Origin of the sequence: Chloracidobacterium sp., assembly GCA_016720705.1 — a bacterium.
Lineage (GTDB): Bacteria > Acidobacteriota > Blastocatellia > Pyrinomonadales > Pyrinomonadaceae > OLB17.
This window is the reverse complement of the sequence record JADKKB010000007.1, coordinates 1,475,596-1,490,457: the sequence shown is the minus strand read 5'-3', so window position 1 is coordinate 1,490,457 and position 14,862 is coordinate 1,475,596. Positions and strand designations below refer to the sequence as shown.

Below are 14,862 nucleotides of genomic sequence, written 5' to 3'. Positions count from 1 at the left end.
GGATATGACGCAGACACGGCGGACTTAAACCACCTTCTCCTTCCAATTTCCACGCCGAAATAGAAGTCCGCTGGCGATCGCAAGTAGTGAGAATGCAAGCGTGATCGCCCAAAAAACGCCGTCAGGCCCCATTTCAAATCGATATGCCAAAAGATAAGCAAGCGGTATCTCAAAGATCCAGAATATCAACAGATTTAGGTAGGTCGGCGTCCGCGTGTCGCCGGCGCCATTAAACGCCGTTTCGAGGACCATCCCAAGTCCGTAAAACGCAAATCCATAGGCGATGATGTGCAGAGCCGACGTACCGTATCGCAATACGTCGGGCTCAGTCGTAAATATTCCGATAATTGCGTGAGAAAACAGCCAAAATATCACACCGATCAAAAAATAGAATGCGGCGTTGAACCAACCTGCTTTCCACACCGCCGCCTCCGCGCGCTCCGGTTTGCGCGCACCCAGATTCTGTCCGACCATTGTCGCGGCGGCATTGCTAAGCCCGAGAGCGGGCAGCAATGCAAACATCACCACGCGCAGGGCGATTACGTATCCGGCGATCGCCACCTCGCCGAATCCCGCGATTATCGGCATCAGCGCCGTCCAACTCGCCGTCGCCACCAAAAGCTGAAAGACCGCAGTGGACGACAATTTCAGGAGTTTCCACAACAGGCTCGGATCAAGGCGCCAGGCTTCGCGACCGACGTGCACCCGCCCGCCGGGCCTGAACAGACGCCACGCCGCATACGCGACTCCGATCCCGCGGCCGATCGTAGTTCCGACGGCGGCACCCGTCACTCCTAGTTCGGGAAAGAATCCAACGCCAAAGATAAAGCACGGCGAAAGTACGATATTCAGGCCGTTTGCCAAAATAAGCACACGCATCGCGATCGCCGCGTCGCCCGCCCCGCGAAATATCGCATTCAGCAAAAAAATGAAGATCACGACCGCGTTACCGCCGAGCATGATCCGCATAAATCGCGATCCTTCTTCGAGCAGGTGCGGTTTGGCGCCTAAGAGCGTTAGTATCTGCGGTGCAAATACGATGCCGATCATACTGATCGCGACCGACGTTATCACACCGAGGTAGATCACGTGAGCCGCAGACTTTGCTGCCGCCTCCGGGTTGTTTTCGCCTATGCGGCGTGCAACGGTCGCCGTCGCGCCGATCGCTAACCCGAACGCCATCGCATATATGAGTGCCAGGACCGACTCGGTCAGGCCGACGATCGCGACGGCATCCGCCCCAAGTTTGGCCACAAAGAAGATGTCGACGATCGCAAAGGTGCTTTCCATCAACATCTCGAGGATCATCGGAACCGCGAGCAGAAGTATTGCGAGCCCGATCGGGCCAACGGTAAGGTCCCTGCTCGAACCGCGCACCGCTTCAAGCAAGATCGCCCAAAATGAATTATCTAAGGTCTCCAAAGGCGGAGATTTGCGGTCAGCAGACATAAACCTCGTAATACGAGCAGACTTTGATCACACGGCAAGTGCGGGAAATACCTATCCGAATACGTGATGGCGAACGGATCGGCGCAACTATTGCGGTTAAATTAGCGGCTCAGCGGAATCATAGTTTCAAGAATTTAACATACCAAACGCCGATTTCGCAATCATTAGATCGAGCGGATGCGGACAAAAACTTTATTGGTATAATACCGATAAAGATGAACATATCTCGCAGACATTTTCTAAAGGCCCTCGGACTTGCGTCGGCAATGCTCTTAGTTGATGGAAAGTCTGCGGTTTCGCAAGCGCTTGCCGAGGCCGGCGATCTCAATATGCTGGTTATCGGAGACTCGTTCATTTGGGGCCAAGGCCTTGAAGAAAAGGATAAGATATATACACTTACGGCCAACTGGTTGGCCAGTGAGGCTTTCCAAAACAAGCGCAAAGTCGATGTAAAGGTAAAAGCACACTCGGGCGCCACGATCAAGTTTCGCAAGGAAGAATCACTTGCATACCAACGAGCGGAACGGCAAGAGACGTTTTATTACGATCCGGAAATAAACGTCGGATTTCCAAGTATGTGGAAACAGATCGAGGTCGCTGCCGATGAATATAGGGCTGTCGGTAAACCTAAAGGTGCCGATCTGATCCTGATCTCGGGCGGTATTACCGACATAGCGGTCGAAAAATTGCTCAACCCGTTCAGCGATCAGAAAAAATTGCCGGGTTTGATCGAAAAATTCTGCCGAGACGATATGTTTGAATTGATGGAGCACGCCGCTCTAAATAATCCAAACGCGATCATTGCGATCGTCGGGTACTTTCCGATCATTTCAAATGTATCGGTAGGTAGTCGTGTATTTAATGGCTGGCTCGAGTCGATGGCATTTCCACGTCCGCTCAAACCCGTGGCAAATAACGTAATGACGCGGACGCTCATATTCAATAAGATAAAGCGAAAGGTGATCAGGCTCTCTAATATATGGGTAAGGGAATCGGACAGAAACCTCAGGTTGGCGATCGAAAAATTCAATCTCCGATCGACAAACTCGCGGGCGGTGTTTATTCCGACGCCAATCACAACCGACACTTGTTTCGAAACACCAAATACACTGCTGTTCCGGCTAGGGAGAAAAGGTCGTTCCGAAGACTCTCTCTATGAAAGCAGGCGTGATGATTGCCGACGTGAGTTATCGGAATTAAAACGATCGACCGGCCTGAAATACCCCGTCCGATATTGTGAAATCGCGTCCGTCGGTCATCCGAATCAGGCGGGAGCACGAGCCTATGCCGACGCGACTCGTAAGGTGTTGACTCCGTTTTTTCCCTAAATTATCAGAACAACAGCTTTCAAAACGTTGACCTTAATCGCTATACTCATAAACTGTGAGGGTAATGAAAATAGCGGTTGCAATGAGTGGCGGTGTCGATAGTTCGGCGGCAGCTGCGCTCTTGAAGGAGCAGGGGCACGAACTCGTAGGGTTTACGATGCAGTTGTGGAATCAGCGCCGCAATATCAATCTGGACGAAAACGGTGACCCTCTACCTAGCCGTTGCTGCTCGTTAGATGATGTTTATGATGCCCGCCGCGTCGCTGAAAAGCTGGGTTTCCCGTTTTACGTCCTAAATCTAGAGGACGATTTCGAACGCTCAGTGGTCGAGCCCTTTGTTCAGAGCTATTTATCGGGCGAAACGCCGATCCCGTGTGTGGCGTGCAATTCGCGTTTGAAATTTGCTTCGCTAGACCGGATGGCAATGTCGCTCGGCTGCGAAAAGGTCGCGACCGGTCATTTCGCCAGGGTCGAGTACGACGCTGCAGCGGACCGCTATAGATTATTTCGCGGCAAAAACCACTGGAAGGATCAGAGCTATTTTCTATGGGAGCTCAATCAGGAGCAACTGTCGCGCTCATTGTTTCCGCTCGGTGAAATGCTCAAGAGCGACGTTCGGGACATTGCCCGCGAGGCTGATCTCTATACGGCCGAAAAGCAGGAGTCACAAGAGATATGCTTTGTGCCGGACGGGAAATACTCGGAGTTTATCGACCGGTATCTAGAGCACGAAGGGCGCTCATCCGAAATGCCGGAGGGCGGAGCAATCGTCAACACTGCCGGTGAAACCGTCGGAGCTCATTCAGGGATCCACCGCTACACCATCGGGCAGCGTCGCGGCCTGGGCATCGCCAATGAAAAACCACTTTACGTTGTGCAGATCGAACGTGCCAAAAACCAGATCATCGTCGGCGCGGCTAATGAGCTTGAGGCGATCGAGTTTATTGCGAGCGGTGTTAACTGGGTGGCTTTCGACGAACCCACTGTACCGGTTCGGGCGGAGGTCAAGATCCGCTATCGTCACGACCCCGCAATGGCGACCTTAACGGCATTGCCGGACAGTCGGGCAATGATCCGATTTGATGAACCGCAGAGGGCGATCACCCCTGGACAAGCGACCATCTTTTATAATGGCGACGAAGTTGTCGGCGGCGGATGGATCGTGCGAAGTTAATACGAGGAATTTATGCCAAAAGAAAAAAAGAGGCTTAGCAAAAATGCTAAAGCGGCTCTCAAAGCGATCAACGAATCAAAAATGCTTGCTGCTGCTAAAGCGGCAAATGCCACCAACGCCGGCCAAGAGGTACGTGCAAATCAGGTAACGCCAAGGACGGCCGTCGCCAACAAACTGCGTCCGGAAAAGAAACGGGGCTGAACCGACTCTGCGTCAATGAAAAAAGCTCAACTCCGTCGGGAGTTCCTAAAAAAGAGAGCGGATCTTGCTCCCGAAACTGTCGCCGAAGCAAGCCGTTCGATAGCAGGTCGTTTTTTTGCCGCGGTCGATCTGAGTGACGTCCGAACGGTGCACGCCTTCATTTCGATACCTAAATTCAACGAGGTTGACACGTCGCTGATAGTTGATAGGATCCGGCGCCAACATCCGTCAATTAGAACTGTGGCGCCAAAGACTCTGTTAGGGACAGGCAAATTAGAGCATATCGCGTTTACCGCCCGGACATTATTGGTCGAAAACAGTTGGGGTATCAGAGAGCCTTCGGACGGTGAAAGCGTCGAGCCTGAGTCGATCGATCTGGTGATCGTTCCACTACTCTGTTTTGATGTGACGGGACATAGAACGGGGTATGGAAAGGGGTTTTATGACGGGTTCCTTGCGGGGTGCCGGCCCGATTGCCGAAAGGTCGGCGTGAGCCTTTTCGAGCCGGTGGAAGAAATTGACGATATCGGCGATCACGACATCAGACTGGATGCGTGTATAACGCCGGAGGGCGTTTATCAGTTTTGACGACGGCGGCGTAGGCTATCCGGCCGCCGTCTTCGTTATCCTACTTTTCCTTAAGCAAATCGCGGATCTCGGTCAGGAGAGCCTCTTGCGGCGGTGCCGGAGTCGCGGCTGCCAATTTTGTAAAGTAATTCATCGCAGCCTTGGCGATCAGAAACATCACAAATCCGACGATCAGAAATGTAATGATGTCGCTGATGAGCTGTCCGTAACGCAACAGCGGAGCACCGCCCTTGACGGCGGCATCGATCTGTTCGATCGTCGCTCCCGGCCCGAGCTTGCCACTCAGATCGTAAAACTTGGTCTTAAAATCGGCTCCACCCGTCACTAATCCAACGAATGGCATAATAATGCCTTCGGTAAATGTCGTCACGATCTTGCCGAAAGCGGCTCCGATAATGACGCCGATCGCCAGGTCCAGTACGTTTCCGCGTGCAATAAAGGCCTTAAATTCATTTAGCATTTTGTTTTATCCTTGCTCAATTCGAAAACCATCGCTATTTATGCCGTCGCGACATCCGCTGACTCGTCATCGTCGTCCTCAGCGAATAAAGTGGCCGTCGCGTCGTCCTCGACGGTCTGTTGATAGGTCGGAGTCTCCGGGCTAGGTTCGATCGCGGCCGCGACTTCTTCTTCCTGAATTTCGCGGGCCTTCATCATACTGCAACTGCCCTCGAGTATCGCGCCTTCCTCGACCACCAAACGCGGGCTCTGAATATTGCCCATCACGCGTGCGGTGCGGCCAAGCTGTAGCTTTTCGCTCGCATAGATATCACCGTTGACCGTGCCGTTGATCATTGCGGCGGCAACCATTATGTTGGCATCGACCTGACCATTCGTGCCGATGATCAATGTTCCGGATTCGGACGAAACCGTTCCGATCAGATGTCCGTCAACTCTCAGCATCGCGTGAAAGTCGGTCTCGCCGGTGAGTGTCGTGCCGTGGCCGACAAAACCGCTCAAGCGTCCTTCTTTAATATCACGGGCCATAGCGTCGCTCTCTGATATTGCCCTGCCGGATGCCGCCGGTGCCTCGGTCTGGTAGCGAAATGCCGGATCGGCGGCCGGTGGATTCTGAAAATCGTTGGATTCTGCGGGTTCCGTTCTGGAACTTCTGCCCATTCTGATCATACTTTTATTAAACCTCGCTGAAGAATTTCGTCTGAAATGCCGTTTGTGAAAGGAATAGCAACCCTGAGATTTGAGTGTTTGAAACACCCAAACCCACACTTATACATACACCCTGTTCCCGTCCACTAAATAATAGATGACTTTTTGCGCGTGTGTCTAGTACTATTTTGAGGTTGTTATTTCGACGCTAGCGTGTCAGAATTCATAATTTTCGGAGGCTGTGTAAAAGGTTGACTACTGAGACAAAGACGAAGACCAAATTGCTCAAAAAGATGGGCAATGCTATCGCTGATTTTTCGATGATTGAAGAGGGCGATAAGGTGATGGTCTGTCTCTCGGGCGGCAAGGACAGCTATACGATGCTCGACCTATTGCTGGATGTACAGCGTCGGGCACCGGTCAATTTCGAGATATTTGCGGTCAATCTTGACCAGAAGCAGCCCGATTTTCCCGAGCACATTCTGCCCGATTATCTCGAGAGCATCGGAGTCAGATATCGCATCGTTGAGGAAGATACCTATTCGATCGTGACGTCCCACATTGCTGAGGGCAAAACGTATTGCTCGCTGTGCTCCCGATTGCGTCGCGGCATACTTTATTCGGTCGCAGTTGAGGAAGGATGCACTAAGATCGCCCTCGGTCATCACGGTGACGATATCATTGCGACCTTTCTGATGAATCTTTTCTACGTCGGCCAGCTCAAGGCGATGCCCCCGATCCTGCGTTCGGATGATGGCCGCAATACGATCATTCGCCCGCTCGCCTATTGTCAGGAAAAGGAGATCCAGAAATACTCTGACGAACGAGGATTTCCGATCATTCCCTGCAATCTTTGCGGCTCCCAACCCAATCTGAAACGTGCCCGCGTAAAGCGCCTCATCAATGAACTTGAAAAGGAGACGCCGTTTATCCGCGCGACGATGATGACCGCACTTACGAATGTCACCGGCTCGCATCTGCTCGATAATGAGCTATACGATTTTCGCAATTTCGAGCCGATGATCAAACGAATTCCCTCTACTCACGGTAGCGTCGAAAAGGAACTCGACGAGGTTTTCGACCACAGCGAGCCTGCGTATGCTACGGACCTGATGTCGGTCGCCGGTATCGACTCTATCCAATAAGCCACGACTACTTCACTTTTCGCGGTGCAAACAGTTTGTCATCCATAGGCAAATTATGTTTGTACATCGTCACGACAGTTACTACATTGCCGGTGCCGGCATTGAAGCTCGTCATCTTAAATGGCAGCATTATGCCGTCAACATTTCGATAGTCATCAAATGTTGCCGAATATGCTGTCTTTTGTTCGCTGGTGCTCGACGAACTGACGCCGATACGTTTCCGCAGCAGAAATGTCTTGGTCGAATAATAGTCAGTAAAATTGTTACCTTTATTAGGCTCGAAATCGACCACATAGCATTCCTCGTCGCCGACCTTTGCTTTGTCTCGGATCGTCACTTTCTTGAAAAGTGTCTTCCATTCAAGCTGTGAGTAAAATGTGGCCGACAGTGCGGCATCGTCAAGTCGTTTTCCGGTGTATGTTTCAGCAGGTGCAAACGTGTATATTTCCTGACCGCCCTTTCCGTCATAATATTCCCATCCGCTCGCGATGGTCTTGCCGAGTGCGGTCATCGTCATACTCGTCGCCCCACGATCAGGTGCCTTTGCCCAACTGATCGACCTGCCCTGGATGCCTTGATTCTCGAGATCGACATTTGCCTCGGTATAACGCGTCGTTATCTTTCGCCAATTTGCTTCACCGCCGATCGCGTCGATCGACTGCTGCATCAGTTCATCAGTCGTTATCGTGGTCGCGGGTTCGCCTGCGTCATCGATCTTTTTGAAATCAAACACGCCCTCCGGTTGGGTGATTGCGACACTCGTGATCTTACCGCCCGCATCGCGCTTTGCGGTTAGAAAGTATGTATCGGGCAACGGCGAGAGCGAATAGACGTCCTTAGACTTTTCACCAAGAGAATACGGTTGCTGGCCCGGAATGTTAAACGTCAGTTTGCCCTCTGACTCGCTGATGCTGACTTCGACGCCACCGCCCGGGACGGTATATTTTCCGACGAGTTCATTTCGGCCGCTCTTCGTCCCCGATGTCACTTCCGGACTTTTCTCCAGCGTGACGCCGGCATTGAGCCGCGGAAGTGTGTAGTTTCCCTGCGGCTGCTGCAGATAGAGTTCGGTCGCATCGCCTTGTTCCGGATTGAATTTGACGGCAAATCCATCGGGTGCTCCCACCATCTTGAATTGCCGCGGTGCGGTCCGCTGCAGTTTGTACTCAGGTTGTCCGGGCACTGCCATAACGAGGTCATCGCCGACGATCTTTACCTCAAAGTCCATATTGGCAACCGCAAGCCTGTACTTGCCGACCATCCTTTCCATCGTCTTGACCGGAAGTTTGGAGCTCTCGTCAACCTTGGGCAAACCGATCAGATTTTCCCAAACTATCTGCATTAGCTCGTTGCCTACGCTCGACGCACTCACATTGGTAAGCAATACAAAGCCGATCTTTTTCTCAGGGATCATTGCCACCATCGAGTTAAAACCGTCTATATTGCCGCCGTGCTGGACGACCTTGAGGCCGTTCCAATCCTGCAGGAACCACCCAAATCCATAGCTTGTTGAACCGGCGATCTTCATATGCGGTTTGACCCATTCGGCAAAGCTCCTTTCCGATGCGAGCCTTTTTCCACCGACAGTTCCGCCGTTGAGCACAAATCTCAACCATTCGGCCATATCCCGGGCACTCGAGTTGATCGCCCCTGCAGGTGCCACCTGATCGATCCCGCGAAACGGCTTTCGTACGGTGGCCTTTGTGTCAAAATTGTATTCGTAGCCGTACGAATAGTCTTTGGCCTTCTGCATTTCCTTTATCGACATCGAGCTGTTCTCCATCCCGAGGGGTTTCAGGACGCGCTCAACCACGAACTTTTCCCAAGACGTCTTTTGCGCCTGAGCGACGATCTCTCCGGCGGCGGTGTACATTATGTTTTGATATTGAAATTTTTCGCGCAGTTTGGCGGTCGGTCTGGCTTGGGCGGCAACTTGTATCAATTCCGCACGGTTTAGCCGGCCTGTGAGCATTGCGAGATCCGTCCGGTTAAGTCCCGAAGAGTGCGATAAGAGGTCGCGTATCAGAATGTTCTTGTCCGTGTCCGGATCGAACATCTTAAAGTACGGTAGATATTTTTTGGGCGAATCGTCTATCGATAGCTTTCCCTCGTCCTGCGACATCAATACCGAAAGAGCCGTAAACGCTTTAGTTGCGGAACCGATCGCAAACTGCGTGTCCCGCGTCACAGCTATCTTTTCCTCGAAATCTTTTAGCCCGAGACCCTTGAGGTAGATCACCTTGTCGTCCTTGACGATCGCCAGCGATAATCCCGGTATCCCGAGTTCCTTGCGGCGCGCTTCGAGCTTGGTCTCGATCACCTGTAGCTGTGTCGAGATATCGGTCGACAGTGCGGTGCTGGTTGACGCATTTTGCGAATAGCCAAATTGCGGCACCGAAAGTACCAGGAACGCAAAAATTACGAAAATTGATAGATTTAAGCGCAGATAATGAAATTTCATTTTTTTGTTTCCTAATGTACTAACTTGTGATAATACGCGATTCTCCGACTGAAAGTTCGACCGTGCGGATGCCGATGCCCATCAGAAGGAAAAAGACCATTGCAACCTCGGCATCGCCCAGATTCCAATGGACAAGGCCGCTTGAAAAAAAGCCGACGGCACCGCCAAAACATCCGGCCAATATACCGAACGTCCGCCAATCGCCATCGCGATTAGCCCTAATTCCTTTCCATAACGAACGGGCGTAAATGCCCAGCACGATCAACCATAAGATCAATGCCGCAAGGCCGCGTTCGGCCAGCAGTTGGACCGGCGTAGAGTGGAAATGGCCCATATGCTGCCACCCCTTGTCGAACATATCCCACTCTTGCCAATGCTTTTGGATCGAGTCCATACCGACACCGAAAACGGCATTTCGTGGGCTCGCTTGCCAGAGTCTGATACCGTCGCGCCACATCATCAAGCGATACTGGGATGATTCGTCAGTTGAGTCAAAAACCCCGACTTTTCGCGATTCCTGCAAAAGGTATAGTCCGGCCGCCCCTACCGGAATGGCAACAAGCACCGCAATTATTAAGGCTCGGCGGCTCATCGAGATCATTCCGATAGACAGAGCCGAGATCATTAATGACAACTGCGACGCCCGTGTGACCGTCATTATCATTGCCACCGACATCGCCGCAAATGACGCGATCAAGAATGGCGTTGACGTAAACAGCGACGATATCCGCGATATCGGTGTTTGCGGTTCGCTGTTAGTTGGGCGCGTGCCTTTTCGACGCTTTAGGATCGCCGCCACCATTAACCCAAAGAGTAGCGACATTATCAACTGCAGCACCTCGGCGTAGGTCGTATAGTGGTTGTAAAACCCCATCATCCGCCAATAATGGCTCGGGCCGGACGTGCTTACACCCAGGCGGAAATTGGCGTCAGAGCCGGGCAAAAGGTCTTTTTTGTAAACCTCGGTCGATGAATACCAATCTGACCGATGAAAATCGACTTTCGACGACCCTTTGGACTCGATTGCATCGATAAGTGCTTGCGGATCTGAAAGCTTTTTGCCGTCTGCCTTGAGAATGGTGTCGCCGTTACCCAATCCCGACTTGGCCAATGGCCCGTCGGGGGCGACACCGTGAATCTCGACGCCTCGTCCGATGATCCGCTGGATCGGCGTCATTATCACATTGACCATACACGAAACGATCAGTGCAAATGCCAGAAAATAGGCACTCTGAATGTTTCGGATCACGCCAATAACGAAAATGCAGAATAGGATCAGCCCAGGCCCGCGAAGACGATCCAGCGATACGGCGGGCTCATATGAGAATACTGCGCTCACCACCGACCATCCGAAAAACACCCAAAGTGCAATGACCAATGGCCGCCATTTGCCGATCTTGCGAGGCCGCATGACCGACCGAATGATCAACGCGAACAATCCGATACCCCAGGCGACCTGGGTGGCGGCTATCGAGTGCGGGGCCGCCAGAATAGTTATCGTTAGAAAGACAAAACTCACGCGGTCAAGCATTTCTGCCAGCCCGACTTCGGCCGCGGCACCGCTCAGGCGGTCGATATATTCGATAAATGCGACCATAAATGCGAGTATTATAACAGTTCGGCTGACGGGTAGTGGATATAAGTGTCTATCGCTGTCCCGCTTTGGCGGCCGATCGACAATTCCAAGATTATGTCCAACGAAAATCTAACGGTTGACCTGTCATTTAAGGCAGAGATCAGCCTCTATTACGACCTTTACGTACCAGAGTCGGCGGCTGACTTGGCTCCATTACTGATCGCCGTTCACGGTTACGGTGCTCACAAGCGATATATGATGCGTGAGGCTCGGCTCATCGCACCCGCGAATTTTGTCATCGCGTCGATCCAGGCTCCGCATCCGCATTTTCGCCAAACGGATGACGGATACCGCGTCGGGTTTGGATGGCTTTCAGACCACCGTCCGGACGAACACATTCGGCTCCACCAGCAGTTCGTGCTCGACCTGATCGCTAAACTCTCCGCCGATGGCGTGATCGACGAACGCAAGATATTCATCTACGGATTTTCTCAAGCGTGCGCACTAAATTTTCGATTTGCATTTACGTATCCTGAGATCCTTGCCGGCGTGATCGCCGTGTGCGGAGGGATTCCGGGTGATCTTGATACTAATGCGGCATATAGTCCGCCGTCAGCATCGACATTTTACCTTTTCGGTGATGATGACGAGTTTTATACACAGGAGCAGTTCGCGGATTTCAACAGGCGTTTGGCAAAGTATGTGCCAAATTATCGTTCACAGCACTATCGTGCCAAACACGAGATCACCGATGATATGCGGCGCGATATACGGCAGTATTTAGAGCTGTTTCCGGTGTGACCCCGCTAGTTCGCCTTTACAGACCTGATCTCGACCAGATGTGAAAACTCGTTTGGCACGCTCGCTTGTGGTACATCCTCGCCGTCCGCGTTTTTCACGATCTCGACCTTGATCTCGGCGGCCCGGATCTTCGACAGTACGGATCTGGCGGCAAATAACGTGACCGCATACCGCTTGGTCTGCCCGGACGATGTCGGCGGGGCCACGATAAATGACTGGACAGATCTTTTTTCGCCAATTCGAAATGCGACGTCAACTACTGTATTCGACACAGTCGCCTTAGTGTTTGAAACGCCAAGCGGAACCTGTCTGGCCGTAAAATCCTCCGTTCTCCCCTCGACCGATATTTTGTCCGTAAGTACAAAATCGAGCGTCTTCATAAAGCTCGCAGGCCCACGCACCTTGACCCTTTGCGGTATGACAGATTCGCCATAGATCTCAAAACCATCTGCCGGTTTGCCGTCGATATCTGCTTTGACCGGCAGTTCGATCTCTTGGACCTCCTCGAGCCGTACGGCGATGCGATTCGGTTGAATGTCATCTAGCTTAACGCCCAGCGGCAAGTCAACCGAGATATTCTCAGGCGTAAGCGAAATGACACGGTCGCCGGGCGGCGTCGATGTTAGGTCCAGAGCGGCGACAAGGCCGGAGCTCGTCAGCGTTTTTAACTTACGCTCATCTCCGCTGACGACTATCTCGACCTCGGCGATCGCGTTATTGGTGATCTCGACATTATTTGCAACATTTGGCGCGAGCTGGACAGTAAAGCGCTTGGTGGCGGGCGTGCTGAGCCCGGTTACGCCAAACCAAAGCCCCAGCGTGATGACGAGCGCAACGAGCTTTAACGCCCAATCCTCGAGAAATATCTTGCGCAGGATATGCCTGAAAAATACTTTTCGCGGCTCTTTGTTTTTAGTTTTATCGTTTCCGGACGGCATCTGTCGAAATTCGTTCTTTAACCTATTGTGACCTCAGTATCGGCTTCTTTAAGGGCATTCGCGGCGTCCTTCTTGCGTTCGATCAGCGGGATGTCCATCGCTTCGAGCAAGAGTTTTCTGAGCGTTGTCGGGTCCAGATTGCGCCGGACGTTTCCGGCTTCGACATACGTTATGAGTCCGGTCTCCTCTGATACCACCAGTGAGATCGCGTCTGAGCCTTCGGTAATGCCGATAGCCGCCCGATGACGCGTACCGAGGTCGCGCGAGATCTCCGGGTTTTTGGTCAGCGGCAAAAAGACCGATGCGGCCGCAAGTCGCTCGCTCTGTATGATAACCGCGCCGTCGTGGAGCGGCGTTGACGGATTAAATATCGTCACCAGAAGGTCGTAGCTCAGACGCGCGTCGAGTTGGACGCCGGCATCGATGAAGTTTCGCAATCCGATATTTCTCTCGATGACGATCAGTGCTCCCGTCTTTTCGGACGCAAGCGTAGTGATCGCCAGGACGATCTCGTCATAGACACTGCCGCCAAACTGGCCGCGTTGCCGCCTAAGCAGCGGAAATCGAAAGCGATTGGCGAAATAAATAAGGGCCTGCCGGATCTCGGATTGGAAAAGTACGATGATGGCGATACCGATGTACACGACCGCGTATCTCAGTACAAATTCGAGCGTTGATAAACCCTGAACGGACGCGAGCCAATATAGCAATCCGAGAAGTACCATTCCGACAACGGTCGGCACCGCCCGTGTACCGCGGAGCAGCTTCAGAACGACATACACGATGATAAAAACGAGCACAATGTCGATGACATTACGCACGCTGCTGATCGCCGATATGTATTCGATGAACTGCATTATTCGAAAAGGCCGGATGAACGGCCTCGGCTAAGCCTAAACCCGATAAGAATACCATATTTCTGGCTGCTGATTTACATATTTACCGTTGGATATAGCATAAAAACGCCCCCGAAACTTGTGTTTCGGAGGCATTTCTCGCTATCGATTCGCTACTAAACTTCAAATGGGATCTCAGCGCTCTGTAAAACGCTAAGCTCATTGCGGGCGACGCGTTCGAGCAGTTTTTCGTCCTCAAACATTTTCACAAGTCCCTTGACGATCGCGTATCGCGGTTCGTCGGCGATGCTTACCGGCAGATTAATAAACCCTCTAAGATACTGATCGATCCCATCGAGTAGAGCTCCGCCGCCCGTGAGGATCACTCCGCGATCGTAGATGTCGGCCGCCACCTCGGGCCGTAGTTCCGTCAGAGTATCCTTGACGCGAAGTGCGATACGGCGGACTATCCCCTCGACGATCGCGTACATCTCACCCGCCGTCACCTCGACCGCCGCCGGACTGCCGGTCTGCACGTCGCGTCCACGAACTTCCATTGCCCTTGAAATATCGTCAGGCAAGAAAGCCGATGAGAAATTGGTCTTAAGCTGCTCGGTCGTTTCCTCGCCGACCTGCAATCCGCGATGTCGCCTTAGATGTGTCGCCAGACTCTCATTGATCTCCTGACTGCCATAGCGTTCGGACGTCGAATGCACGACGGAACCTTTAGCGATGATCGCTATGTTTGTCGTGCCCGCTCCGATGTCGACGATCGCCGCCGCTCGCTTGTCAGTCGGAAGTATGCCCGCGCCAAATGCCGCTGCGAGGCCCTCTTCCATCATATAGACCCTTTTTATCCCGGCCTCGTCGGCCGCATTGTGCAGAGCCCTTTGTTCGACGTGCGTAACGTCCGAGACCATACTCATCACTGCCTGGAGCGAGATATTCGATCCGCCGGTCTTCGCTTTTTTGACAAAGTGGGCGAGCATCTTCTTGGTCCGTTCAAAATCGGCAACGACGCCGCCGACCAGCGGAGCTTTGACGATCACGTCCCGCCCCTCGCGCCCGGACATTTCGGCTGCTTCGAGTCCAAATGCGACGATCTCATCCGTCATCTCGTTTATCGCGACGAGCGAGGGTTCATCGACAACCACACCGCGACCCTTGACGGCGATAATGGTGCTCGAGGTACCAAGATCGATCGCCATAGAATCAGTGACAAGTTTTTTTAGAGATGAGATCTTCAACATCAGATGTT

14 protein-coding genes are annotated in these 14,862 nt (G+C 52.5%); 6 read left to right on the top strand and 8 right to left on the bottom strand.

The window, feature by feature from the left end; translation table 11 throughout:
* Nucleotides 1-24: 24 nt before the first annotated feature.
* The gene (locus IPQ00_13840) at nt 25-1,449 is read right to left on the bottom strand and encodes an MATE family efflux transporter (protein MBL0241644.1); all 1,425 of its coding nucleotides are present in this window, start codon (nt 1,447-1,449) and stop codon (nt 25-27) included.
* Between the two features lie 215 nt (nt 1,450-1,664).
* Here IPQ00_13840 and IPQ00_13835 point away from each other — a divergent pair, with 215 nt between their 5' ends.
* The 4 genes from IPQ00_13835 to IPQ00_13820 all read left to right on the top strand — a co-directional run bounded on the left by IPQ00_13835 (nt 1,665) and on the right by IPQ00_13820 (nt 4,740).
* A complete protein-coding gene (locus IPQ00_13835) occupies nt 1,665-2,777 on the top strand; it encodes a twin-arginine translocation signal domain-containing protein (GenBank protein MBL0241643.1) in 1,113 nt (370 codons plus the stop codon).
* Between the two features lie 64 nt (nt 2,778-2,841).
* Nucleotides 2,842-3,951, top strand: coding sequence for a tRNA 2-thiouridine(34) synthase MnmA (mnmA, locus tag IPQ00_13830; protein ID MBL0241642.1), 1,110 nt, complete (start codon nt 2,842-2,844; stop codon nt 3,949-3,951).
* A gap of 12 nt (nt 3,952-3,963) precedes the next feature.
* Nucleotides 3,964-4,152 carry a hypothetical protein gene (locus tag IPQ00_13825; GenBank protein ID MBL0241641.1) on the top strand — a complete coding sequence of 63 codons (189 nt, stop codon included), beginning with the start codon at nt 3,964-3,966 and terminating at the stop codon, nt 4,150-4,152.
* A gap of 15 nt (nt 4,153-4,167) precedes the next feature.
* Nucleotides 4,168-4,740, top strand: a complete 573-nt coding sequence (locus IPQ00_13820; GenBank protein ID MBL0241640.1) for a 5-formyltetrahydrofolate cyclo-ligase — start codon at nt 4,168-4,170, stop codon at nt 4,738-4,740.
* Nucleotides 4,741-4,780: 40 nt separating this feature from the next.
* Here the strand turns inward: IPQ00_13820 and mscL are convergent, their stop codons facing one another.
* Together mscL and IPQ00_13810 are read right to left on the bottom strand one after the other, a co-directional pair.
* Nucleotides 4,781-5,200, bottom strand: coding sequence for a large conductance mechanosensitive channel protein MscL (gene mscL, locus IPQ00_13815; GenBank protein MBL0241639.1), 420 nt, complete (start codon nt 5,198-5,200; stop codon nt 4,781-4,783).
* A 38-nt stretch (nt 5,201-5,238) separates the two neighbouring features.
* A complete protein-coding gene (locus IPQ00_13810) occupies nt 5,239-5,868 on the bottom strand; it encodes a polymer-forming cytoskeletal protein (GenBank protein ID MBL0241638.1) in 630 nt (209 codons plus the stop codon).
* Nucleotides 5,869-6,068: 200 nt separating this feature from the next.
* On the opposite strand from IPQ00_13810, the gene ttcA reads away from it, so the two are divergent.
* Complete coding sequence (gene ttcA, locus IPQ00_13805; GenBank protein ID MBL0241637.1) at nt 6,069-6,992, top strand: tRNA 2-thiocytidine(32) synthetase TtcA; 924 nt, start codon at nt 6,069-6,071, stop codon at nt 6,990-6,992.
* 7 nt (nt 6,993-6,999) lie between these two features.
* On the opposite strand, the gene IPQ00_13800 is transcribed toward ttcA, so the two are convergent.
* Nucleotides 7,000-9,453: a serine hydrolase gene (locus IPQ00_13800; GenBank protein ID MBL0241636.1), complete on the bottom strand. Its 2,454-nt coding sequence runs from the start codon at nt 9,451-9,453 to the stop codon at nt 7,000-7,002.
* A 19-nt stretch (nt 9,454-9,472) separates the two neighbouring features.
* A complete protein-coding gene (locus IPQ00_13795) occupies nt 9,473-11,050 on the bottom strand; it encodes an O-antigen ligase family protein (GenBank protein ID MBL0241635.1) in 1,578 nt (525 codons plus the stop codon).
* A 45-nt stretch (nt 11,051-11,095) separates the two neighbouring features.
* Here IPQ00_13795 and IPQ00_13790 point away from each other — a divergent pair, with 45 nt between their 5' ends.
* A complete protein-coding gene (locus IPQ00_13790) occupies nt 11,096-11,830 on the top strand; it encodes a hypothetical protein (GenBank protein ID MBL0241634.1) in 735 nt (244 codons plus the stop codon).
* A 5-nt stretch (nt 11,831-11,835) separates the two neighbouring features.
* Here the strand turns inward: IPQ00_13790 and IPQ00_13785 are convergent, their stop codons facing one another.
* The 3 genes from IPQ00_13785 to IPQ00_13775 all read right to left on the bottom strand — a co-directional run bounded on the left by IPQ00_13785 (nt 11,836) and on the right by IPQ00_13775 (nt 14,854).
* Nucleotides 11,836-12,768, bottom strand: a complete 933-nt coding sequence (locus tag IPQ00_13785; protein ID MBL0241633.1) for a hypothetical protein — start codon at nt 12,766-12,768, stop codon at nt 11,836-11,838.
* A gap of 17 nt (nt 12,769-12,785) precedes the next feature.
* The gene (locus IPQ00_13780; GenBank protein ID MBL0241632.1) at nt 12,786-13,625 is read right to left on the bottom strand and encodes a TIGR00159 family protein; all 840 of its coding nucleotides are present in this window, start codon (nt 13,623-13,625) and stop codon (nt 12,786-12,788) included.
* Between the two features lie 155 nt (nt 13,626-13,780).
* Complete coding sequence (locus IPQ00_13775) at nt 13,781-14,854, bottom strand: rod shape-determining protein (GenBank protein MBL0241631.1); 1,074 nt, start codon at nt 14,852-14,854, stop codon at nt 13,781-13,783.
* Nucleotides 14,855-14,862 lie beyond the last annotated feature (8 nt).